Genomic DNA, 23479 nt, shown 5'->3' on the forward strand with positions numbered 1-23479 from the left:
TCGTAGTTATCTTTTACAGGAGCCAGTTCTCAATGATATATTCCAGTGTCTTTTGTGCATCTTCTTTTTCCGGCTTCTCATCCAGCCCCTCCAGGGCTGTCTCCGGATACCAGCAACAGCAGGATAGCCATTGCCAGCTGTATTTCCATGCACCCGCCAGTTTTACCTGAGTGACCGTCTGACCATGTACCTGCAGGAAACGCAGCGTACGTTCTACAGCGGCATCTCTCGCGGCCATGCTGGTATATTCAAACGGATGTATGGCCAATACATGTTTATCACCATCGATGAGCTTAAAACTGTAAGTGCAATTATCCAGTACCGTCAACAAATAATACTGTCTTTGCTTACCATATTTCACCGTATCATAAAACGCCGTCCGTACGGCATCATAACTTGTATAGTAGTGAGGCTCCTGTAATAACAGGCCTTCCTTATCACTGATCTTGAAATAATAATGATATAGTGTAACGGCTGACCATCCGGTGCTGGTTTGTAAAGCAGCGATCTGTTGCTTCAGGAGCAACATAACAGCATCTCTTTCTTCTGCAGATGGATACCATTGGGGCTGTCTTGCAAAAAGGGATTTATCTTTCCCGAAAATGTTTGTACCATATCCACCGGCTGCCTGTTGCTCCGGACAAATATCCTCCGCAGTTGTATGCAGCAACCATTCCATAAAGGCTGTTACAGCACCTTCACGGTCTCCCACACATGTACACTTTGGAGTAAGGGTGTTGCAGATGTTGCATCTTCCCAATAAAGACCATACGCTTCTGCCGACGTTCCTCTCTCTACCCACAGCGTATCCTGTGCTGCTTTCAGCAGAATACGTTCCAGTAAATTCGTCGCAGACGCATGATCCCCCGTTTCACTGCTTTCTGCCAATACCACACATTATCATCCTGCACCTGCACGATGTATTGGCAGTTATCCAGTGTTTTAACAGTAACATTCTTTGGGTTGGATGCATAACGGATAATACCGCGTGTCACCTGTGTGACAGTAGCGCCATCCGGTACAGGGCGACGGTGGTCAGCAGTACTGCAGCCGTATCTTAGGTGCATCCAGATCTCTGAAATAGTAGGTCGCAGCAGATACACCTGTTACTCCTCCACTGACAGTCAGCCACAACCCGCTGAATAAGGTTACATAAGTCTGCTGTACCTGTTGCGCGGCCTCTGCATTCACAAAGGACGACAGATGCTCAGATATCACGGTACTGACAGACGATCCTTCTTCTTCTCCCTGTTCAGTACGTACCACCTGCAAACGAAAAAACGCCGTCTCCTGTCTGTACGATCTGGTAGTTTTCTGCTTTGGATGCCAGTTCTACAAACTGTACAAACGCAATAGGTAACTGCGCCATATCTTTATAAGGAAGAATACCCTCCCACGCAGGCTGCCCTTCATGGTCATTCTCCAGTTATATAGTTCACTTGCTTCCTGCTGATACACGAGGTAGTGCTGGCGGAAATACTCCTGCAACTCCTTTATCTTCTGTAAAGCTGCGTCTTCCGTACCATAGGTCTGCGGATGATAAGCGATCTGTACATCATCTTTCACTATTATGATCCTGAAATTGCCGGCGGCTACATCTGGCTCTACCTCCCATACTACATCTTCCTGCAATAACACAAGACAATCATATCCCTGTGAAAGAGCCAGCTCCTGCGTATCAACACCTTGTTTGCTCTTCAATAATGTTTTACCATAGTCATCAGGTAACAGGAAATAATATCCTTCCTGTGTCTGCGGATAAATTTTATACTGGCCATCATCTTCAAAGAAATGTACAAACCAGTCGATGAGCGTATCCCGCTCCTCCTCTGTAGAATATTCAATCGTACATTTAGCAGCGATCCACTCCTTCGCAGTGGCTGGTGACTGAATAGAAAATCCATATACACCTTCACCGATGCAACCATAAGGTTTATAGTTAGCCTTATTTTTGCCTAGTTCAAGAAACTGGCTGAAGATAGTGCTGATCTGTTCCTTGTCATGCAGACTATCACTGATGAACAAGGGGGTAAGTTGCTCTGGCAAACGACAGATAAAACCTGTCTTTTTCTCCGCTATAACAAGATCAAAATTATTCAGAGAGGCAGAAGGAGACTGACGGATACCCATCAGACCGGCTACTCTCTTTTCCAGTCCGCAGACAGGAAATCCCACACCCGGATCTTTATAATTAAATGCCAGTGCCCGATTGGCGCTTGTTTCAGGGTACGCAGACAAAAAAGCTGCCTTATCTGCAATATTGCGTGCAGGATCATTCTTTCTGCCGCTGATATTGTACATCATCAGGGCATAATCGGTAAAGTCTTCCGAGAACCTTGCCAGCAGATGATTCAGAAAGCGTTCTTTACGCTCCTGATACTGCGCAGATGTCTCATATAAGGCAGTCAGCATCTCAGTATCACCCGCATCATTGTAGACGAGGTCAAAACTGTATATATCGTCCTGACGGTTATTATTCTTTACATAGCTGCCAGACAATGCCGCGAGGAATACCACATCCAGTGCCGCCTGTTCAGCTGCTATCTCAGTAGTAAAAAAGATAGTGCTTTCCAGCAATACCTTGCCTGCTTTATCAGTCAGCTGGAAGAACCAGTACCCATTGTCTTCCCTCTGCCATATCTTGCGATCTACATTACTATTGCTACACTCGCTGATAATGCGGCGTATCATTTCATCACGCAGATACATGGACGCATACTCCTTTCTGCCACTACCGGTATTATCAGGCTCATAAGCCAGCTGCATACCATTGTAGGTATTACCTGCTGTTGTTGCAGGCAACTGCTTCTTGTAGCGCAAGAGGGAAGGTAACTGCGGAATACCATTCAGATCAGCCGGGAAGTAAGTACGAGCATCTGTGGAACCTTGCAACGAAAACAGTTTCCGTACAGACGACAGTTGTGAAAAATAATCTGCCAGCAATCTGTCGAAGAACAACAGATACGCCTGTAACTGCAAGGCCTGTGCTTTTCTTGCGGCTGTCGAATCTCCCGGTACATCATTTTTACCGATCATGTACACTTTGGGAAATTCATACTGTACAGAAGTATATTGCGCAAGATCCAGCCTGCGCCCTTTCGGTACTATTGTATCAAGTGCAGCAGGTGCTTTCGGAAACTTGCTATAATCAGAAATCGCTTTCTTGTAGCGCTGATTTACAACCTCCGTATTGGCTCCAAATTGTAGCTTATTACGGAAGAAAATAACGTTGGAGGTTTCGGGAGATAAAACAGGACGATGATCTTTCTTCAGATGCAGACACCATTCCTCGCCTTCCTGTTTAACAGGATTACCAGCTGCATCTGTCAGTGCATAACCATCTTCATCAAAGCTGGTCATCATCAGACGGGTAATTCCTGCCACACCCGGCACCTGCATGATAATACGGTAAAGATCAGAAGCATGCAGTTCCGTGATACGTTCAAGACTTTCCAGTTCCTGTACATCGATGAAACCGTTCTGTTGTAAAGGCTCATCTTTGTCGAAATCATACGGACGACCTTCAAAGATCTCTTCCATACTCCTGCCTTTCTCCAGCAATTGCTGCAGGTTATAAAAGACAGGCGCAGGAGACAGGAAGTCCTGTATGCTGCTGTAAATGTTCAGCAGCACGTCATCCGGGTTGTAGTTGGCAGCCAGTTCAATATGCAGACACAGACTGATCGGCTCTTTCTCCAATACAACTACATCGGGAAAATCTTCACAAAGATTACGGTGTGCATGTAGTCGCTGATCAATGGTCGTAAGCACTGTATCCATCGGGAATACATCATTGCCGCAGGCGTCTTTCTCATAAGCAGCCGCATATACATCATCCGGTTCGATATACACGCGATATAATCCTTTCAGTGGAACAGCAGATTGTTCTTTTGTAAGACGTGTATTGTCTAATACACCCGCTTCACAATCATATACCAATGAGTATTCCGCTTCCGTTTCCGCCTCATTGATCGGTATCAGCCATGCATTACGCACGCCTTTGATATCGATCAGCATGCGGCGGATATCTGCGATCGTCAGCGGGTTATTGCCGAGGATCTGCGCAGCTGTATAGAAATTATCCTCAGCACCATCAGGAGTAGCGATGAGGTCTTTAAAATCAAGTTTGGTACGGTAGTCCAGGTCTGTCAGCACATAACACAGTGCCTCAAGGATAGTGATGCCCGGATCATGCAGGTTGTGGTCTGTCCATATCTTGCCTGAAAGCTCCGCAATATGCTGTATACCCAGCTTGCGCAGCGTGGCAAAGTCCAGGTACTCCGGGAACCCGCTGTTTTTATCCGTAGTTATATATTTGAGATCAGGCATTGTAAGAGAGTGCTTGGTAAATTGTATCAGTGATCACATCCTGTTATTTGCTTTCGAGCGCATCGAGGCGTTTCTGCAGAGCTGCAATCGTATCCTGTTGTTCCTGTATCGCTTTCGTCAGCACAGCTACCATATTGGCATAAGCCAGTGTCTGTGTACCATCGCTGTCCGTATTCACCAGCTCAGGGAAGAATTCTTCTACCTGATGTGGCAGGAAACCGATCTGTGATTCATTCGCAGGACAATTTGCTTTCTGGTTGAAGTTGAAAGTGATAGGATTCAGTTTCTTTACCTTATCAATCACACTACCCAATTTCGCCTGATTGGTCACTTTGCGTACATCTGTATCCAGATACAGGCCGAAACTTCTGGATTTGCCTTTTACATTCAGATCAAAACCCTGTGCTGTCAGGCCACCGATAATGGTTTTACCCTCACTTGATATCGTTACAAGGTCATCTCCCTGATTGATCTCCAGTTCGTTGCCGTTACCATATTCGCCACCTCTTCTGAAGACAAATCCTTTGGAAGCATCCGTCAGGAAAGCACCCCAGTCATTGTCAGCACCCAGCAACAAATAGTTTCTCTTTTCGTTGTTAGGGCGGTTATTAATGATACTGAAACCGGGATTGGTATTGTCGAGACACAACAGGAACGCACCGGCACTATCTGCTTTGGTGATCTCCACATTGGTCACGGGCGCCTCTGTACCGATACCTACACGACCATCCTGTTTGATAGACACCAATGTCTCAGCCGCAGGTTTGGCAATATTCTTCAGATAGTTTTTGCTTTCTTCCAGTCCTTTGCGGAAATAAAAACCTTCAGCAGCATTCGTAGTGAAAGTGGTCGCAATACCATCCAATGCAGTATTCAGGTAACTCTGCTGACCGTATTCACCTTTGTGCAGCCATACAGCCTGTGGAACAACGGACTGCACCGGGTTCAGTAACAATCTCGCAGCGGGCTGATTCTGGATATCAACAGCTCCTTCAGGCGCTATTGTACCAATACCAATTGCCGCGCCGGCATCTGGTGTAGTAATAAACACCGGCTTTACCGCCGCCGCTTCTTTAGGTACGTTCTCCTCTCCTTCTGTTGCTACCGGAGGAACAGTGGTAGAGAACAGGAAACCGTCTGTATTCGTGGTGAAAACTGCTTTATTATCTGCGATCTTTTCTGACAGGGATTGTGCAGGCGCATCACCACCTGCCTGCCTGATCACAAACTCCGGTGTCTGTGCATTATCAGGACTGAACAGGAAATCTCCGCCTGCTTCATCCGCATGGATGTGTACACGCGCTTTAGGATCTTCTGTACCCATACCGATCTTACCAAATACTTTTGCATACATGATAATCGGCACCTTGTCTTCATTGCGGACGATCTCCCAATCTTCATCAGAAGCATCGATATCCAGCATTTTCCAGTTGGTACAATCAATCTCAGGATTGTCTACGGAACAATGTCCTTTTGATTTGTCCGCTTTGGTATCTCCTTCTTTTCCTTCACAGCCGCAGGGTTTATCGCCGGCTGGCACGCAGGTGTATAATGCATTGTTGTAGATCACTACATCTCCTTCGTAGTAGCAGGTCCCAGCTGCCCACTTGCCGAAAAAAGCATCATCCCTTCTTACCAGCGTTGAGTCGATCAGGTTGAAGAAATCCTGCGAGGTGGGTATAGCGCCGGTCTTGAATTGTGCTTTCAGCGCTGCTCTGGTTGTTATAGACATGGGAGTATCTTTTAGTTTTTTATGAATGTTTTATTTGATCCTGAATACCGCTTGCTGACTGGTCGCTGTGCAGGAATCGGTGATAATATTTGTGTATGATTGTTCTCCTCCGATGAGTACCGACCACGGCGTATCGGCTGTGATCGCCTTTACCGGCGGTCCTTCCACGCCATCCTTCTTATCAAACATGGTGAAGTCTGTTACATAATCCACATATTCCCTCTGTTCGATAAACTGTAATACGGAAGACATCATCATGGTACCGCCAAACACGATATCCTGTGCGCCCGTATTGATCCACGGTGACAGATAAGCCTGTACTTCGCTGACCAGTTTCTTCAGATAGAAATTAGCATCTCTGCCCGCTCTCAGGCGAATATTGCCTTTGAAACTTACCGGCTGATAAACAGGATTGATGACCTGCACTTTTGCAAATGCCGATGTGCGGCTGCTCAGGTATTCGCTTACTCTTTCGAGTATGATACGGCTTACCTTCGGACTGAATCGTTCATCTGCAGGATACGCATCGATACGTGGTATCACAGCCAGTGTAACCCAACCGGGTGATTGTAACTGTGTAATGGCGCCGGCTTCGTCCCTGCACATCTTCGAATGCGGAATACATTTTATCTTGAAGATCTCGGGAAATGCATCCAGAATGATACGCTCGTAGTCAAAAACGTTGATAGCTCTTCCTTTATGACGCAGACGTTCGCTGACGCGTATATAGAATTCATCTGAAGTTTCTTCTTTTCTGCCACCAAAAGATGGATACGGCTGACTGATCTTCGTCACCATTGCATCCGGTACAAGCAGTCCGCTGATAGTCTGTGCAGGTAAAACGGTTCCCACTCTCGCGGGATCGTTCTCCTGATTACGGAATGTCGCTTTCGCAGCCTGTGCTATTACAGCCACCCCTTCACACACCGCTGCTGAATAAAGGTGTGTACTGATGCGCAACCAATGATAACCGGATGGTAATACTGTATGCGTCGTATCTGCATCCCATGGTAACGCGATCGTTACAATACCCGACACCAGCATCTCCTGCGTGGTATCACTGATGATCTGTGAATGATCTTCCAGCGCTTTCCACTCATTCCCTAACATGTAATGCCATCTGATATCTGCCTTGCGGATATCCGGATCTGCTGTAAACTCAGCCAGCTGAAATAACAACGTTACATTCGTACCGGGTACAGCCTGTTGCAGACCGATATATAAAGTACCTTCATCTTCATACACCGGCATAAAATGCGCAGTAGTACCGGATGATAAGAGTTTATAGTTACCCGGCTCATATGGATACTGATGCAGCAGCGTAATATCTGCACCGCTGGCAGCAGCCGCATATTCCAGCGTAAATGATTTGATAACAGGTGTATAAGGTGGAGGCGGGAAGCCCAGCACGTTACCGGATGTACCATTTACATAGCTATCCAGTGAAGCGGCTTTACTATAGGTGCTATATGCACTGCCGGTAGTACCATCTGCTGCCTGTTTCAGGTCCAGATGCTCCTGTTCAGGATCGCCACTATGCAGATTGGTGGCCAGATTGGATACATTCCATGCCTTGCTGTAAGCATCCAGTGATTGTGTCAGCAACCCACTTGCATCTGTCTGTAAGACACTCAGTTTAAGATTACCTATTTTAATCAGCTGATCAGCCAGTATACCCGGATATTCTTCCTGTTTGAAACTCTTGTCAAGTCTGAAACGCAGGAAGCCGTAGAGCGTTGCATTATTATACGGCAATAAAGGCGCTGCTTGTTTCAGTACAGGAATACTGCCCGCCGCCGGTATGGTGATCTGTCGTGTGGATTGCAGATGACTGCCGCCATCCTGATCAAACAGTTGTATTGCATTGCCACCGGGGATACTCTCCCATTGTCCGTTGTTCAGGCGTTGTATCGACGCTGTGAAGTAGGTATTGGAGATACCCATATTGTAAGCTGAATAATGGGTAGCGAAATTGTCGGGCAATCCCTCCCACTCCATATTCAGTTTTACATCTGTTAATTTCTTTCTGAATACTTCGTCGCTGCCGATGTAAAAGTTGCCACCCGCTTTCGGCACACTGGTGAAAGGAATGAATTTGTTGTTAGGGTCCAGCGGACCCTCATCATTACCTATCAGCAGATTTTTGATATTGGTGACATGTACATTGATCGAAGTATTCACAATAACCAGATTGCTCAGCACATCATACCAGGGTTCATCCTGTTCTGCCAGATGAAAATGCAGACCATGATTAAATAGTATCCGTAGCAAAGGATCTTTTACCGGATAAGTGGCCTGTAACACATCGGCAACAGGTGGCACTAATGCAGGTGCATCTGCAGCCAGTGCGAAGTTGATGGTCATAATACCCGCTGTCAGCGATATCGCTGTTACCGGTGCAGGATACCAGCCGTCTGCGGTGGTACAGTCTACCTGCAACAGTCTTTTCCTTGCGATATCTTTTGCCAGCTGCAATTGCTGCGAACTGATACCTGTGTAGATCCTGAATTCATTGTCACCCACTTCATCATCCAGCCACTTCTCAGTAAGACCGGCAGTTTTCAGTTTACTACGGATCGCGGCTACAGTGCCCTTATCGATAGCTGCCTTTTCAAAGGCGATCAGTATTTCTTCATTCAGCAGATAGAAAGGTTTCGCCAGTAGCGCCGCCAGCTGATCTGCTTTTGATGCGGGTTGTGTCAGCTCGATGCTTACGGTCACGTTACGCGTACCCTCTTTCAGAAGTAACACAGGAGAAGACAATAACAGACCTGTGGTACCAAATGGAAAGTGAGATACACCTGCCTGCGGATTATTCTTGCTGACGTACTCTGCTGCCCCTAATAAAGGCCAGCTGTTGTAAGCAGGATTACGGAATCCATCTCCCAGTCCGTCAGCACTTGCGGCTACCGGAGCGGTATAGACATTTGCATTTTCATCTTTGAAGAGCGTACGTAACTCAGCAACCTTTGCTTTGTTCAACACCACTTCTTCCTCTGTATAAAAAGTAACGTCATTCCCCAGCGCATCTTTACCGGCTTTCACTCCGATGTTATCTTCGAGGAGATAATCCGGTAACTGTCTGGCGAGTTCTGCTACCAGATGTACATGATCAGGCGTCAGTGGTTTCTTCTTCAGCTGCAGCACTTCTTCATAAAAGAAGTTCAGGTGCTGGCGACCGAATGTATTCAGCTGTGTCTTCACCTGAGCGAAGAGTTGCAGGAAGCCGTACAACAAACCGACATGTGGCTGGTGTTGCTGCGAACCGCTCATCACAGCATCAAAGTCCTGCACCGCAAAAGTCTGAACCTGCTGAATACCTTTATAGAAGATGACGAACAGCTCATCCAGCTGTGTCAGCATTTTCTCTCTTTTCCTGCGGGGATAGTTCCCCAGTCTCTGCAGGTAAGCATCTTTCGCAATCAGCTTATCCATGGTCAGTGACCAGGAGGGATTCTTACGGAGGATGGCGATATTGTTCACCGCTTCATCAGGCAAAGGATTATCCGCATCTGTCATCGTATTGGCGATGGCAATAAGCCGGTATAATGCTTTACTGAAGTCAGACTGAACGAGCGCATGCAGCATGCCGCTCAATCCGGTGCCGGCATCCAGATCTGTGTTCCAGCTATCCAGTTGCATCACCATATCCAGTATGCGGAAGAACATAGACCAGAACTGATCAGCAGGCAATTGCTGCGACAGCTCCGTTCTTGCCTTCTGATAGGCGGCATCAAAACCGGCCGAATCAAACTGCTGGATAGCGGCATATTGGAAAGGCGGATTATTCCGGAAGAAATCCTGCCAGTCCCCACGCGATACTAACGGCGTATCTGCCCTGCGGGACGGCTGATCCCTGTCATCATAGTAAAGTACATATCTGGCGTAGCGGTACAGGAAGCCCAGTAACTGTGCAGTACTGCGTTCATCAATCTGTACCCTGTCGGTTGACAGCGCATCCATTTTACGCTGCAACTGGCTTACACCATCGCGTACCAGGTTATTTGATATGTTATCTGAAGCGTTCATTATCTTATTGCTATAGCTGCATTTATTCCTTCTGCACGGCCTTCCTGTACATAGAAGTCATATACATAGTTGTACCGTGAATTGGTGGCTCTGATGGTATAATCAACACTGATGCGCAGGTATCCCTGTATGGCATCCCAGGAATCTGACTGGGATACAGTGATCTTGTCTGCCTTTATTCTTGCTTCATAATAGAGAATGGCATTCGTAACCATGTCTGTAATGAAACCGATCAGTGTATTACTCATGGATTCAAACTGGTAATCTGCCAGATTGCATCCGAACTGGGGTATCATCACGCGTTCACCCAGACTGGTAGACAGGAGAATGTGCAGACTTTGTTCTATATCCTCCCTCCCTATCGCCATCACGGCGTAACAATCCTTGTCTTCATTGTCTTTGCGGAAGGTGGGGGGAAAAGACCAGCCGCAGCCTAGAAAATCTTTCGCGTCGGGCATATACAAAACTTTTATACGATCTATATTATCCTCCGATCATCACAGTGGGACATCCCAGTACGATAGAACCGCCATGTGCAGTGGAGTCACCCATCCGTGCGGCCGGCTTGCCACCGATCATCACCGTGGCCGAACCTTTTACGATGACGTCAGGCGGACCGGTACACACCAGCATATCTCCTACCGTCGCCGCAGGCATACCACCGATCAGCACCGTAGGTACACCGGGCCCACTGACAGGACCACCAACGTGAGGCACCGGACCTGTGGACATGGGGCAAACATGCATATCTGTTAATCTTGCTGCCGGGGGCATTGTCTGTTTGTTTAGTTGATCTTTACCATTCCGCCCTGCAATTCCAGCATGGCAGAAGAGGCTACTTTTGCTTTCGCCTGACCATTCAGTTCCAGTGAAGTATCTGCTTTTCCGGAGATGGTCATGCCTTCAATTTTGATGTCAGTACCTGCTTTCAGTGAGAAAGCGGCGGCAGCTTCCATCTTAATATCTTTTGCGCTTTTAATGGTAATACCTGCTGACTCCATTTTAATCATGTTGCCATGCTGATCCTGTATGGTAATAGCTTTGTCTTTTTCACTCAGCTCAATGAAATTGCCCGCAGGCGTTTCCATTTTCATTACCTTATTCTCATCGTCATACATGGTCTTCATTTTGCTACGGGTCACCAGGCCTTTGATATGATTGGTATCTTCTGCCTTTACAGGAGCGGGGTTCTTGCTGCTGTGCAACATGCCCAGTACTACGGCGAAGCGGGGATCATCATTGACAAAACCTACGATCACTTCATCTCCCAGTTCAGGACGAAAGAAATAACCACGTTCTTTACCGGCATCCAGTGAAGCCATACGGGCCCAGGTACCTTTGTCGTTATTATCGGTCAGCGGCATTTTCACCAGTATGCGGTCTTCTCCGTCGGGATCACTTTCCAGCTGCACCACTACGCCTATCTGCAATCCGTGTACTGCCGGCAGCAGACCTGCAGCCGGTGTCTCCGTCAGATCCTCCTTATGATGAAACCACTCAGGAGAAATACCAAATTGCATTTGTGTAGTCCATACACCTTCCGCATATTCGTGTCTTACACCACTTACATATACCAATCCATTGAAGCGGTTACCCAGCCCTTTGAGTTCAACGGTGTCGCCCGGTTTTGTATCAGGAGATCCTTTGATCTTCACGCGGCCGCGTATCTTGGCCATCCTGCTTTTCAGCATAACCGATTCCGCCCACGCTTTCAGTTCGGGCTCGCTGATCAGGCCACTATGACGCAGTTCCAGTTTGTCAGGAGATACTGCTTTCGCCAGTTCTTTTCCTGACAGATTACCAGCTTCTTTAAAAGACACACTGGTAGTGGAATTTTGTTGTACCGCCTGATCTTTGTAACTCCAGGAACTGGCATTTACTTCCTGCCACTGTGTACGGGCGTCTATCTCCGCTTCAAATTCGTCGATGGTAGCGCCATATACGAGTGTCAGTGTGGGAGATCCGGCCAGTTCAGGTTTCTTCATATCGACTTTCCCATCCTGCACCATCAGTACGCAGCTGTTCATTTCAGCGCGGCTAAGGGCAAAATCCCAGTCGGTACAATTGAACTGCACCAGTTCCTTATGTTGTACGGGCGTACTATCCAGCGCACCGGCCTTATTGCCCAGCACCTTTTTCAGTGCATCGCTGTCGCTGGTCTCCCTGAAGTACCTGTGTTTCCTGCCGAGGGTCAGCGATACCGCCTCATCACGGCAGTCCAGCTGCAAAACAGCATTACCGTTCTCACTGGCCCGGATACCATGTTTAATGATGATACCTTTGAACACGGTCGTCTGTTTACCATCACGACCTACTTTCAGTTCGATCTTATTACCGGGAATGAAGTCAGCTGCTTCACTCACCGCAAACTTTTCGTCGGCGACGTCACCGTCGAGGTACTGGAGACGTGCATAAGGGATCAGGTTCACTTCCTTCACAATGGTAACCGAGCGCAGATGATAAGCCGGATTATTCACCCTGTTGCCGTTGATCAGCACTTCAAAGCTGGTATAATCGTAGACCCCGGGAGTGGGGATGATCCGTTCGTCTGTCGCTATATTTTCCTCATTGGCCATGTTCAGGAAGTTTTTTGTGTTTCTGACTGTTTCACCGGCGGGAAGCCCAGTTCATCATCAGTACGGATCTTCCGTACGCTGACCAGTTCATTGTAGTAAGCAACCTGCATATAGAGGGCAGGATCGCCGTAATTTTTGTAGCAAAGCAAGGGCAGTGTGTCACCATCAGCCACCCGGACACTCCTGAAAAGGTCAGGCGAGTGTTTATCCTCTTTTGCAACCCGTTTTTTGGGCTCCGTGTATTGGGTGAAGGTAGCACTCACCTTTGCCCTTAAAGGAGCTCCATTAGGCTTAAAAAGCACATAGTTGATGTCGAGCGAGGTCAGGATACAATCGAAGGTGAACAAACCCCACTGAATTTTCAGTATAGCGGGTTTATGTGCCTCTCCCTGCATCTTGTATACGACGCCCAGCAGCTGGTCCACCTGATCTTTTACCTCTGTACCATTGAGGACGTTCCCTTCGATGGTACCGGTATTGTCCAGCGTGAAATCGAGTTTCAGCTGTTCCGGTGCGGTGAACTTGTATTCGGGAGCGCTGCCCTGATTACCCCCGGTCGTTTTCTGCTTGGCCTCTACTTTGTAGGACTGCGAATAACTCTCGGGGTTGATCGGGATGGTGAAGTCGCTTCCGGCCGACTGTTTCTGTTTCTGATCCAGAAACGGCCGGATAACGATCTTCTCAACATTCGCTGTTTCTTTATTTGCCATCAGCGTTCTCTTTGATCTTTCAGGATTTCAAGCACCTTTTCGACGCAGGTGCGTACGATTGCTTCAGGAGATCCCTCCTGCTGCTCGTTACCACCACCTGTGTTACCTTTACTACCGGCAGCTTCATCGACAGCTACCTTGATGACCATTTCTCTTATCTCTACTGGCATGGGCCTTGTTTTAATGTTCTGCTATTCCACACTGAAATAGTTATAATTCAGTTCAAATGTTTCAATCACCAACTCGCCTTTATCTGCATTGAAGTCCGCCACCTTCCAGTTCTTTGGCCATGCGCGGTGTACTTTCCAGGTCATCAGCGGCTGGTGTTGTTCATTGAGCAGGGTTACAATGAGATCAATGGGCGCGAAGCTGAAGTTTTTGAAAGCGTCAAGACACCATTGTGAGACGATGGAATCCGCCGGTTTGAAGATACCACGGCGCAGCACCAGATCCGTACACTTATTGCGCAGGGGCAGGACATGCTCAAAGCGGTTCTCTCCTCCCTCCCGCAGGGTGTCTGTCTGCATCTGAAAGTTGAGTCCCGATACGGACTGAAAAAGGATGTCATTGTCCGTTTGCTGAACAGTGCCCTTTTTGTCGAACAGGAACTCTACTTTAAAATGGAACCCTACAGGAGGATAATTAGCGGCTGCCATCTTTATTTATTTTCAATCACCAGACCTTCGTGTACCAGCTCAACACTTTCAACGGCGATCTCATTGGCATCTGCTTTCAGATCGGCTGACTGCACCTTGATCGGCCATGCATTCTTCACCTTCCATACGATGATAGGCTTGTGCATTTCATCCAGCAGACTGATAGTGATATTTCTGCGGTATTTACCGTTCTGCTCCTGAAAGAAGACAGTTTCTTCCCACCAGTCGAAATATTCGTTGTCCGACTGGAACGTGCCACGTTTCAGAGTGATATTGCTGTATTTTTTCAGACCTGGCTGTTTGGTCTTGTGATATTCCGGACTGGCGCCATGGCGGTATTCGATCGCCTCTGTTTCAACAGTAAGACCGGTTACTTCAGTAAAACCGATGTTTTTACCACCCCATTCTACCTGGAAGTGAAACTTGGGTAATGGATAATTTGCCATTGTTTTTCTTTTGTACTGTTATGATTGAATATGGAAATCTTGATTATTTTTTAGCTGCCGGCGCAGGTGTTGTCTCGCAGGATTTTGCCGCCAATGCTGCTGCATATGCTTTGTCCAGTGCATCTTTACGCGCCTGAGCAAATTCGCGTTTGCAGGAAACCACTTCTACATCTTTCTGCAGATCCTTCAGTTCATCCAGTGTGGACCCGTACTGATGTTTCGTTTTGGTGTAGAAATCACAGGCTTCATCGTCCATCGGAAACAACGGTGTCTTCTGCGGATGACAGGAAGCACAATCTTCCAGATCCGGTTTCTTACCGTCAGTCACCAGTTTATAAGAACCCTCTACCTGAAACAGCAGACCTTTCTCTCCTGCCAGCAGGCCCCAGAGTTCTTCTTCCTGACGATAGGTTACCAGCAATGCATTGATCGCATCTCTGATGGCATTCAGCGCATCGTCTTCTGCTGTTTTCAATGCAGTCAGATTGGCGATGATAGAATTTGCGCCTTTTGATGGGATTTTATTATCGATACGATCGGTCAGTACCTTGACCTGTCCTTTCAGTACTTCAGAACAATCCAGCAGCTGCTTTGCTTCGCAGATCAGGATCTTGATAGCGTCAATACAGAGGTGCGCGTTCTTACCTGTTTTTTTGTTGTACTTACGCGTTCTCTCAAGCGTACCGAGATAGATCATACCCAGACGGTTTGTCTCGGTGATGGTAGTCAGAATGTCTTTCAGTACATCTGACCAGCGCCTCTTTTTATCCAGTGCACTTTTTTTGAATGCCTCCTGGGCCTTGGCATTATTGAGCTCCTGATCAGCCTCTACACAGTCGTTTTTGAGGCGGTCAAGATATTGCTGAATAGTATCTTTATTAGATGCCATGATGATGTAAATTGTAAACGGTTTTAAATAATGTGGAATGCGTTAGCTTTCATTTTGCTGCTCAGCCGGTTCATCACAGTTATTGCAGTCAAATGCGTGTTCTGCCTGTTCTGAGATCTCGTCGAGTTTTTTGCAGCCACCGCCGTTACAGTTTTTATCCTCCACAAATTTGGCCGCATCTGCCACAGCATCTTTCACCACCCATGCTACATTCTTCAGGGTGCTGGCTTTGCTGAGTTCTTTCAATGCGTCGCCCAGCGGCTTGCGGGAATCATCATATTTCTTCTGGGAATTCTTAACGTTGTTCTCCACGTCTGTAATGAGGCTCGTACCGTCTGTCTTGGCAGTGGTGATCAGTGCAGCCAGATTATCTACATTGACAAAGGCATTGATACCGGCCACTTTTATCGCAGCCTGCACAACGTCATCAGCCTGATTAACGATCTTTTCTGCATAAGCAACGAATTCCTGTACGCTGTCTTCGATATTCTTTTTGCCGGGACCTCCCTTGGAAAGATTTTCGCGGATCAGCTTCAGCTCTTCTGAATTACAGGAATCAGCTACTGCATCTTTCAGTTTACCTGCCAGTGTATTTACCAGACCGGCCTTCTGTTTCGCAGCCTTGATCGCAGCAACCGCCGCATCAAATGAAGTTTTCACACCGGTATATTTTGCCTGTGCAAGCGATACAGTACTGGTCAGTCCTTCGAGATCCTGACCTGTATATACGGTCACACAGTTGCTGAGGAAGTTATATTCCTTCACAGCCCGTGCATACTTTTCATTGACTTTACGTTCGACGCATACCACCTGACTGGCTGTATTGGTCTTGATGACCTCTGCTTCAAGCGCAGCTGATTTCTGCTGTTGCTCTGTTTTCAGTACTACGCCGTAGTCTTTCATTAACAGATCGAACTGAGACGGAGAAGGTGGGACACACTGTACTACCGGCGTCTCTACCGGAGGTTTGAAATCACTCATATGTGGTGTATTTTCTGGGGTTTATAGTTTGTTGTTACCTGGGGTTGTCAGAGTATCAGGATTCCTGCATCTTGTGACTGAATCTCAGGATGATGAACTCTGCCGGACGCACCACTGCCAGACCGATCTCGATGATCATCTTTCCTTCAAGAATATCAAATGCAGTCATTGTTTCATTGATACCGATTTTCACGTAGAATGCATGTTCAGGTTTAGCGCCTGCCAATGCACCGGAACGCCACTGATTGATCAGGAAGTTCTCGATCATCGCCTTTACTTTCACCCAGGTATTCGCGTCATTAGGTTCAAATACAAAACCTTCAGAAGCTTTTTTGGTAGATTCTTCCACCATGTTGAAATAACGGCGCACAGATACATAACGCCATTCGTTGGAGTTACCATCCAGAGTACGGGCACCCCAGATCTTAATACCTCTGCCGGAAAAGAAACGGATCGCATTGATAGACTTACCTGCGTTTACGTCCACGTTCAGGTTACGCTGAATCTGGTCGCTGATATCACAGGTAACACCAGATACTGCCAGCAGGCCTTCGTTTGCAGGTGCTTTCCACACACCACGTGAATTGTCAACGCGGGCGTATACACCAGCTACAGAAGCAGATGGAGGTAGAATGATAGAGTAGTTGGAAATGGCGAGTTTAACATTCGCTTTTTCAAGGCTGTTCAGTGCTCCGAAGTTATCGGCGCTGCCACCTACGATCACAACAGTGCTTTCGTCATATGCATAATCGAAAGTAGAACGGATGTTAGGGAAATAAGCGGCGCCATAGCTTGGATAAGGAGAGTTGATCGCGTCTCTGAATTCCTGTGCAGCGGCGAGGATCTCGCCTTCAGTTTTCAGCGTAAGACCATTATCAAAGATATCCATGATCACAAAACGGTCCTTCAGATCATAACACTGTGTCAGTGCTGCTTCCAGCAGTGTTTTGTAAGTATCCTGCGGCATGTTCTGGCCTTCAGGGAAAATGATAAGCGTAGGCTCATCCTGTTTTCTCAGTTCGGTCAGTGCATCCATGAATGGGTCCTGATCAATGATAGGTGTACCGAAATCCTGATACGGACCTACAGAGATGATCCAGCATGGGCCACCACCGTTGGCATAGAACTGCTGTAGAGCATAATACATGATGTGTTTGGACAGGCCCTTGCCATCAGCAGGATCATAACTTACCGTGTAACGGGTACCGGAAGAATCGCTGGTAGTGATGGTTACAACCAGATTAACTTCCGGCTGAGGACCACCAAAGATGTTCTCATATTCCAGCAGTGAGCTGATACGCACAGGCGTACCATAGATTTCTTTACCATCTACGATGCCTGTCTGCGTAAAGCCGATAAATGCAGGAATTGCTGTTTCTACTGCCGTGATGGACGGGGGGAACTTGGAGACTTCTTCAATATACACGCCTGGTGTATAATATGTGTTTGCCATAGTTGATCGATTTATAATTTCATTTTAGGAAGTAAAATTTCGGAACATATCAGATCGCCTTGTCTGCTGATCAGCTCTCCGTCCGGATTAGGGAGGTTGACAGCAGCGTAGCTCACTTTACGATAGGATTGCATCAGCGGGTAAGGCTGTTTGCTGATGATCACCTTTCTGATACCTGGCGGAGCGGGAGAGATTTCATCCCAGTTACTATCTGCACCCGGTGTATCACCTTTTTGCAGATAATATTTCCAGTAGGTCGCCCTGCTGGCAAAACGTAGCTCAAACACAGGTGCAGCAGGTAATGTCAGCAAACCATCTGCATCTATCAGCTGGAATGCAGTATCCGCAGGTTGCATTACCAGATCGAGCACACCCCAGGCATCTCTCTGATAAAGCGTTGCATGCAGATATATTGTGTAACTACGGGTATAGTTATTACTACCGGCGATCTTCAATGTATAGATACCATCCGGTGTACCGGTGAAGTCAAGCAATGCATCACGTAAACCACCCACCTGCTGAAAAGGCAATGTTTTAATTTCATCCGCACCGCGCAGCAATGTAAACGTGGCCTGCTCTACTCCCTGCTGATCGAAAGTGTATGGAAATTTCAATGGCAGCAGTATACGGTCATATTCGTTGATATAATGAAAATCATCTGTGTTGATCCAGCCTGTAGCCGCACTATCCGTGCGTGCAATGGCCTGAGATACGTTCCCATTCACAATGGCGGTTTCTCCCATTTCATAGGTCCTTCCATCAGTGATTGCTTCAACGGCTGTCGAAAGCGACGGAAAAGATTTACCGCTGGTCGTATCGTCATTGGTGAAATAATAAACCGAAGGGAATACAGGGTTAATACGCAGGTTACTGCGCGACACCAGAGCGGCGTTCTTCAGTCGTATCAAAAACTGCAGGCGCAATTGCCCATCCAGTGGTACCGCAGTTGTCAATGCTCCGCCGGGGCCTGGTGTTGAAGCGACACCCAGCACAATCCCTGTAGAAGTCTGACGGTAAACGATACGTTGTCCTTTTAATTTTTTTTCTGTAGCAGGTGTAGGGGTGATGCTCACATCATCCATCAGATTATACCGGTTATCCATAAGGAGATCGGCCAATCTGAACTCCTGGTCTTCCTGTGACAGGCTGTAATAGTTGCTGCCCTCCTTATCAAGATAGAAGCTGTGCAACATATTTACAACTGCCAGGCGCCTGTATGTAATCTGAAAAGCCATTCATTATGATTTGGGGAAAGCAATACTGTCTTTGGACTGGATCTGCTCCACAATGGTACCAAGTCCTGTTATCCTGTTCTCTGTGATCTTTACGAGTCTTACTTTGTATAACACACTAGGCATTTGCTTACCACCCAATGCGCCCCATAGATGATTCAACTGTTCAAATGAGAGGGAAAACAGCTCAAGGTGTAACTGCAAGTCATCCAGCGCCTGACCGCTATTGATCAGGACTTCGTTAGGAGAGTTCTTCAGCGTAAAACTACTTTTACCCTGAAAGAACTGAATAGCCTGAGAGAGTCGTGACAGCGCATCTTCATAGTTCTTATAATGTGCTGACACCAACATGTACAGGTTAAGATAAATAGGAGGATTATGATAGGCGATGCCCTGCGCATTCCTGTAAAAATGTGAACTATTTTTCAGGGTTGCTTCCTCCTCTATATTCACCATGCTCAGAATGATTCGTTCTTCTGCGCCCGGGGGTCTGTCAGGTGTTTCCAGCGTAGCTACATTGTCCAGCACTACATGGCTTTCGGGGTCGTTTCCCATAGGGTTAAAGGACTGGATATAACTATCTAACTGGTCTTTTAATAACTTAAAAGCAGTGAAGATCATGGTTATGATTTTAATCAAGACACGGAGATCAGGCCAATGGCTATTGCCAGCGGCTGCATACTCGATATGATGTATTCTTTATGGATACGGTTGATGAGGAAAATGGTGTACCAGTCTTCCTGTACAGCACATGCAGCATTCTGAATTACGGATTTCTTTTTGGGGTGTAATAATGACCATAATGCACATGTTGCGGTGACTGCAGCGCATCAAGAGTTACAAGTTCTTCTTTTCTGTTATGATTTTTCTTTTCGGGGTAATTAAAAAAATTGTCTTCTAATTATTTATATTCTGGAGTTCTTCAAACGCATAACACACGATTACCATAGAGAATGTAAAACTAGGTATTATTCCCGAAATAAAAAACTTTTAAATACTCATGAGCAGAAATTGCGTACAAGTACGCAGCGGGTTTTTAGCGGTGGATACGTCCTCCTTTTTCATATCAATACTATGCGTTTATACGCTGACTATTTTCATCATATTTCGCTCCTCTTTTATATCGTATTTTCATAGAATAGCACACGCCTGACGGATACATTTTTTTTCAATTTGTTCAATTGCCTGCGAATCGCTTTTCATTTTTATTCATATGCCACCGCCTCACCATTAAACATACACCCAACTACACACGCATCCTTTTAATAACAACTAATGCACACCCGCCGGCATCACAGTTGCTTACCCTACATTTATGGCAACCAATACAATTTGCGATGGCAATACAAACATCTATCATCCCTTTTACAGGCCGGCTGGGTAACCTGATCGGCTACCGCCGTAATGGGGTCTATTACCTGCGTAGCATGCCCCAAAAGGTGCGGCAGACCATGGCCACCTGTCGTGCAGCAAAACGCTTCGGTATCGCGAGTAAACGGGGCGCCTTACTCCGTAAGGCTATTTATGGCGAACTGGATATCCCATGTGATAGTAGTCATATTACCCGGCTTACCGCCGCACTGATTCACACAGGCGTCCATAACATACGTGCCCTGCAAGGCTTCCGCTTCAATCAGTCAGCTGCTATCAGTCGCTTCTTTGCGGTTACACCGGTATTCTCTGAAGACGGACATTTGCATATCCCCGCCCAGACATTGCCAATATTCAAAGGCATCCGTACATGGGCAGTAAAAGTGATTGCTACGCGTATCGACTTCAACACACGCAAAACAACCGGTACAGATATCGCCGGTATTACAATAGATCCCCGGGTACCTTTTAACGGTGCAAACCTGTCTGTATCCGCTCCGGGTAACGGTACACTTGTAGTGGTCCTGCAGGTACAGGCATGCAGCGATCAGCATCCGTCCCAAAACAAACAACTGCTGACAGCGGATATCATCGCTGTACAGGAAACAAAGGTTGCTGTAGTGAAAACGGCAGCAGTTGCACAAACTCATATACCCGTATCCGAAGAACAGGTATTACGCCCCGCACGTGCTTATAAGAAGCTGTCTCCTGTTCAAAGGGAATAGACCATCTGTTGCCATGCAATTGTATAAAGGTGCCCTCATATATTCATTACAGCTCATTTAGTCATACCGTATTTTCCTTAATAAGTTATTTGCAGCCCATGCAAAGGGCTTTTCTATTGCCGCAGCATTTCTCCTCCTCCCTGATCAGCACCTTCCTGTCAAGTCCAGCTCACCACCTGTTATACGTCCTGTATATGTATCGTATACACCGTCACAACGCCCGGTATACTAAAAGAAAAGGGCCAGCTAAGCCGGCCCTTTCTTTTAACTTTATCAGAATGATTAATTACCCTCCAACGGCACCGTAAACATATTGCTCACTCTACCACCCGGTGTCACAATGATATAGTTCAATACCATCGGTTTCTCACTCTTACCTTTCACAGGTAGTGATATCGCGCCGTTGTACAGATTGGCTGTCTGATCAGCTTTATGTCCGTCAACAGTATAATACACATTACTATTCGCCACAAACGGAATGATCTCCGCCGTTCTTCTGCCGGCAGCATCTGTACCAAATGTTACCTTCGCCTCCGGAATACGATAAAACACCTTCATCTGTTCCAGCTCCTGTAAACGTAATGGTAAGCGCTGGGTTGAAAAGTCATCATAGTTCTGCTGACTCCTCGCTGACCACGCCACTTCTGACAATGCCAGCATACGTGGGAACAGCATATATTCCAGTTTATTATTGGTACCGATATATTCTGTCCAGAGGTTAGCCTGTACACCCAGTACATGTTGTTGCTGTTCCGGTGTCAGGGAATCAGGACGTGGATGATAGCTATATACTCTTTCCAGCGGCAGGAATCCACCAATAGCTGTTGGTTCATTCTGTTTGTCTTTAGACTGATAATGGTCGATGTACAAGTGACTATTAGGCGTCATGATCACATCATGTCCCATTCTGGCCGCTGCAATACCGCCTTTCTCGCCTCTCCAGCTCATCACAGTTGCGTTAGGTGCTAATCCGCCTTCCAGTATCTCATCCCAACCTACCAGACGTCTGCCGTTCTTATTCAGAAATTTCTCGATACGGGCAATGAAATAGCTCTGTAACTCATGCTCGTCTTTCAGCTTCTGCTTCGCAATAAGGCTCTGTGCAAATTTAGACTCCTGCCAGTGCTCCTTTGGTACCTCATCACCACCTACGTGGATGTATTCACCCGGGAAGATCGCCATCACCTCTGTCAGCACGTCTTCGAGGAATTTGAACGTCTCTTCCTTCGGACAATAGATCGCATAATGCACGCCCCAGTAACCCGGTACGTGGTACATGGTATCTTTACAGCCAAACTGTGGATAGGCAGCCAGTACGGCTGTACTATGACCCGGCAGTTCGATCTCCGGCAGAATGGTGATCTTACGGTCAGCGGCATATTTTACCAGCTCACGCGCCTCTTCCTGTGAATAATAACCGCCGTGTTTTACGCCATCATACACAAAAGGTTTGTAATCGCCATACTGTCCCAGAATACTGGAATCACGCCATGCGGATACCTGTGTCAGTTTCGGGTACTTTTTGATCTCCAGTCTCCATCCCTGATCATCTGTCAGATGCCAATGCAGTCTGTTGAATTTAAAATAAGCCAGCAGATCAACGATCTTCTTCATTTCATCGAGTGAGAAGAAATGTCTTGCTACGTCGATCATCACGCCACGGTAACCAAACTCCGGCTTGTCATTGATGTTGACTGCCGGCACTGTCAGTCCGCCGTTCTGCGTTTCGATCAGCTGCAATACTGATTGCAGTCCATAAAAACAACCTGCACTACCTCCCTTGATAGTGATCCTGTCAGCCGTTACACTCAGGCTATAAGCCTCTTGTGCGGCGGCATCTGCCTGATCTTCCAGCACAATCGCCTTTCCGCTGGCCTCACGGGCCACCGTCAGTTTGATACCATAACGATTCAGGAGAAATTCATTGAACAGGTCTGCATTTTTTCTTGCCGCATCACTTGCTGCAACCAATACTGTCTGTTTACCTAATACAAAATGGCCCGCCGCTGCCAGTACAGCAACCGGTTTCGGGATAATAGCGTAGTTACTTTGTGCATGAGCGCCACTAACGCCGAGTGTTAAGACCAAAATAGATGCAATTCTTTTTAACATCTTGTTACTTTAATAGTTTACGAATTATTTGCCTGGTGTAAGATTGCAATGCCTGTAAACATGGAATAGACCCCTTATTGCCATAATATTCTCCTATTATGATATTATTTATACTGGTTTTCCGTAACGGGCTTCGTTAGCAGCCAATATAGAAATAATTTAATGGGAATCAAAGCTCAGCTGGCTATAGTCCATTATATTTTTCAATTGCAATTAAATTCCTTAACTTAATAGTGGT

General features: G+C 46.8%; 20 protein-coding genes. 1 reads left to right on the forward strand and 19 read right to left on the reverse strand.

The features are described 5' to 3' along the window. Positions 1–13: 13 nt before the first annotated feature. The 18 genes from FEF09_RS20515 to FEF09_RS20595 all read right to left on the reverse strand — a co-directional run bounded on the left by FEF09_RS20515 (position 14) and on the right by FEF09_RS20595 (position 19654). Positions 14–712 carry a hypothetical protein gene (locus FEF09_RS20515; protein ID WP_146306837.1) on the reverse strand — a complete coding sequence of 233 codons (699 nt, stop codon included), beginning with the start codon at positions 710–712 and terminating at the stop codon, positions 14–16. A 109-nt stretch (positions 713–821) separates the two neighbouring features. Beyond that, complete coding sequence (locus FEF09_RS30855; protein ID WP_186774435.1) at positions 822–1067, reverse strand: hypothetical protein; 246 nt, start codon at positions 1065–1067, stop codon at positions 822–824. Next, positions 1036–1266 (reverse strand): hypothetical protein, encoded by a 231-nt coding sequence (locus tag FEF09_RS20525; RefSeq protein WP_146306839.1) that lies wholly within the window; start codon positions 1264–1266, stop codon positions 1036–1038. The genes FEF09_RS30855 and FEF09_RS20525 overlap by 32 nt, the downstream gene beginning before the upstream one ends. 66 nt (positions 1267–1332) lie before the next feature. Further along, positions 1333–4329: a hypothetical protein gene (locus tag FEF09_RS20530; protein ID WP_146306840.1), complete on the reverse strand. Its 2997-nt coding sequence runs from the start codon at positions 4327–4329 to the stop codon at positions 1333–1335. Positions 4330–4372: 43 nt separating this feature from the next. After that, on the reverse strand, positions 4373–6061 hold the full coding sequence (locus FEF09_RS20535) for a tail fiber domain-containing protein (protein WP_146306841.1): 1689 nt from the start codon (positions 6059–6061) through the stop codon (positions 4373–4375). Between the two features lie 30 nt (positions 6062–6091). Next, complete coding sequence (locus FEF09_RS20540; protein WP_146306842.1) at positions 6092–10090, reverse strand: baseplate J/gp47 family protein; 3999 nt, start codon at positions 10088–10090, stop codon at positions 6092–6094. Further along, positions 10090–10548 carry a GPW/gp25 family protein gene (locus tag FEF09_RS20545; RefSeq protein WP_146306843.1) on the reverse strand — a complete coding sequence of 153 codons (459 nt, stop codon included), beginning with the start codon at positions 10546–10548 and terminating at the stop codon, positions 10090–10092. Before FEF09_RS20545 ends, FEF09_RS20540 begins: the two co-directional genes overlap by 1 nt. A gap of 25 nt (positions 10549–10573) precedes the next feature. Beyond that, positions 10574–10864 carry a PAAR domain-containing protein gene (locus tag FEF09_RS20550; RefSeq protein WP_089804255.1) on the reverse strand — a complete coding sequence of 97 codons (291 nt, stop codon included), beginning with the start codon at positions 10862–10864 and terminating at the stop codon, positions 10574–10576. An 11-nt stretch (positions 10865–10875) separates the two neighbouring features. Then, complete coding sequence (gene vgrG, locus FEF09_RS20555) at positions 10876–12666, reverse strand: type VI secretion system tip protein VgrG (RefSeq protein WP_146306844.1); 1791 nt, start codon at positions 12664–12666, stop codon at positions 10876–10878. A gap of 2 nt (positions 12667–12668) precedes the next feature. Then, the gene (locus FEF09_RS20560) at positions 12669–13376 is read right to left on the reverse strand and encodes a CIS tube protein (RefSeq protein WP_146306845.1); all 708 of its coding nucleotides are present in this window, start codon (positions 13374–13376) and stop codon (positions 12669–12671) included. Then, positions 13376–13546, reverse strand: coding sequence for a DUF5908 family protein (locus FEF09_RS30860; protein WP_186774436.1), 171 nt, complete (start codon positions 13544–13546; stop codon positions 13376–13378). The genes FEF09_RS20560 and FEF09_RS30860 overlap by 1 nt, the downstream gene beginning before the upstream one ends. A 21-nt stretch (positions 13547–13567) precedes the next feature. Beyond that, on the reverse strand, positions 13568–14032 hold the full coding sequence (locus FEF09_RS20565; protein ID WP_146306846.1) for a phage tail protein: 465 nt from the start codon (positions 14030–14032) through the stop codon (positions 13568–13570). A gap of 2 nt (positions 14033–14034) precedes the next feature. Then, positions 14035–14478, reverse strand: a complete 444-nt coding sequence (locus tag FEF09_RS20570; protein ID WP_012792853.1) for a phage tail protein — start codon at positions 14476–14478, stop codon at positions 14035–14037. 43 nt (positions 14479–14521) lie between these two features. Next, entirely contained in the window at positions 14522–15367 is an 846-nt protein-coding gene (locus FEF09_RS20575) for a hypothetical protein (protein WP_146306847.1), read from the reverse strand. Between the two features lie 42 nt (positions 15368–15409). Further along, positions 15410–16348, reverse strand: a complete 939-nt coding sequence (locus FEF09_RS20580; protein ID WP_146306848.1) for a hypothetical protein — start codon at positions 16346–16348, stop codon at positions 15410–15412. Between the two features lie 55 nt (positions 16349–16403). Continuing rightward, entirely contained in the window at positions 16404–17801 is a 1398-nt protein-coding gene (locus FEF09_RS20585; protein ID WP_146306849.1) for a phage tail sheath family protein, read from the reverse strand. Between the two features lie 11 nt (positions 17802–17812). Then, positions 17813–19036 (reverse strand): hypothetical protein, encoded by a 1224-nt coding sequence (locus FEF09_RS20590; protein WP_146306850.1) that lies wholly within the window; start codon positions 19034–19036, stop codon positions 17813–17815. A 3-nt stretch (positions 19037–19039) separates the two neighbouring features. Next, positions 19040–19654, reverse strand: a complete 615-nt coding sequence (locus FEF09_RS20595; protein WP_012792858.1) for a DUF4255 domain-containing protein — start codon at positions 19652–19654, stop codon at positions 19040–19042. A gap of 716 nt (positions 19655–20370) precedes the next feature. Here FEF09_RS20595 and FEF09_RS20600 point away from each other — a divergent pair. Continuing rightward, positions 20371–21129 carry a hypothetical protein gene (locus FEF09_RS20600; protein ID WP_146306851.1) on the forward strand — a complete coding sequence of 253 codons (759 nt, stop codon included), beginning with the start codon at positions 20371–20373 and terminating at the stop codon, positions 21127–21129. 282 nt (positions 21130–21411) lie between these two features. On the opposite strand, the gene FEF09_RS20605 is transcribed toward FEF09_RS20600, so the two are convergent. Beyond that, complete coding sequence (locus tag FEF09_RS20605) at positions 21412–23241, reverse strand: beta-N-acetylhexosaminidase (RefSeq protein ID WP_146306852.1); 1830 nt, start codon at positions 23239–23241, stop codon at positions 21412–21414. Positions 23242–23479 lie beyond the last annotated feature (238 nt).

It is taken from the genome of Chitinophaga pinensis, from assembly GCF_007896845.1.
Taxonomy (GTDB): Bacteria; Bacteroidota; Bacteroidia; order Chitinophagales; family Chitinophagaceae; genus Chitinophaga; species Chitinophaga pinensis_C.

Excerpts from the sequence above, each read along its gene's own strand:
- FEF09_RS20605 (WP_146306852.1), bottom strand. The coding sequence starts at position 23,241 with ATGTTAAAAAGAATTGCATCTATTTTGGTCTTAACACTCGGCGTTAGT.
- FEF09_RS20585 (WP_146306849.1), bottom strand. The coding sequence starts at position 17,801 with ATGGCAAACACATATTATACACCAGGCGTGTATATTGAAGAAGTCTCC.
- FEF09_RS20535 (WP_146306841.1), bottom strand. The coding sequence starts at position 6,061 with ATGTCTATAACAACCAGAGCAGCGCTGAAAGCACAATTCAAGACCGGC.
- FEF09_RS20565 (WP_146306846.1), bottom strand. The coding sequence starts at position 14,032 with ATGGCAGCCGCTAATTATCCTCCTGTAGGGTTCCATTTTAAAGTAGAG.
- FEF09_RS30860 (WP_186774436.1), bottom strand. The coding sequence starts at position 13,546 with ATGCCAGTAGAGATAAGAGAAATGGTCATCAAGGTAGCTGTCGATGAA.
- FEF09_RS20575 (WP_146306847.1), bottom strand. The coding sequence starts at position 15,367 with ATGGCATCTAATAAAGATACTATTCAGCAATATCTTGACCGCCTCAAA.
- FEF09_RS20600 (WP_146306851.1), top strand. The coding sequence starts at position 20,371 with ATGGCAATACAAACATCTATCATCCCTTTTACAGGCCGGCTGGGTAAC.
- FEF09_RS20580 (WP_146306848.1), bottom strand. The coding sequence starts at position 16,348 with ATGAGTGATTTCAAACCTCCGGTAGAGACGCCGGTAGTACAGTGTGTC.
- FEF09_RS20570 (WP_012792853.1), bottom strand. The coding sequence starts at position 14,478 with ATGGCAAATTATCCATTACCCAAGTTTCACTTCCAGGTAGAATGGGGT.
- vgrG (WP_146306844.1), bottom strand. The coding sequence starts at position 12,666 with ATGGCCAATGAGGAAAATATAGCGACAGACGAACGGATCATCCCCACT.
- FEF09_RS20540 (WP_146306842.1), bottom strand. The coding sequence starts at position 10,090 with ATGAACGCTTCAGATAACATATCAAATAACCTGGTACGCGATGGTGTA.
- FEF09_RS20530 (WP_146306840.1), bottom strand. The coding sequence starts at position 4,329 with ATGCCTGATCTCAAATATATAACTACGGATAAAAACAGCGGGTTCCCG.
- FEF09_RS20550 (WP_089804255.1), bottom strand. The coding sequence starts at position 10,864 with ATGCCCCCGGCAGCAAGATTAACAGATATGCATGTTTGCCCCATGTCC.
- FEF09_RS20545 (WP_146306843.1), bottom strand. The coding sequence starts at position 10,548 with ATGCCCGACGCGAAAGATTTTCTAGGCTGCGGCTGGTCTTTTCCCCCC.
- FEF09_RS20590 (WP_146306850.1), bottom strand. The coding sequence starts at position 19,036 with ATGGCTTTTCAGATTACATACAGGCGCCTGGCAGTTGTAAATATGTTG.
- FEF09_RS20595 (WP_012792858.1), bottom strand. The coding sequence starts at position 19,654 with ATGATCTTCACTGCTTTTAAGTTATTAAAAGACCAGTTAGATAGTTAT.
- FEF09_RS20560 (WP_146306845.1), bottom strand. The coding sequence starts at position 13,376 with ATGGCAAATAAAGAAACAGCGAATGTTGAGAAGATCGTTATCCGGCCG.
- FEF09_RS30855 (WP_186774435.1), bottom strand. The coding sequence starts at position 1,067 with ATGCACCTAAGATACGGCTGCAGTACTGCTGACCACCGTCGCCCTGTA.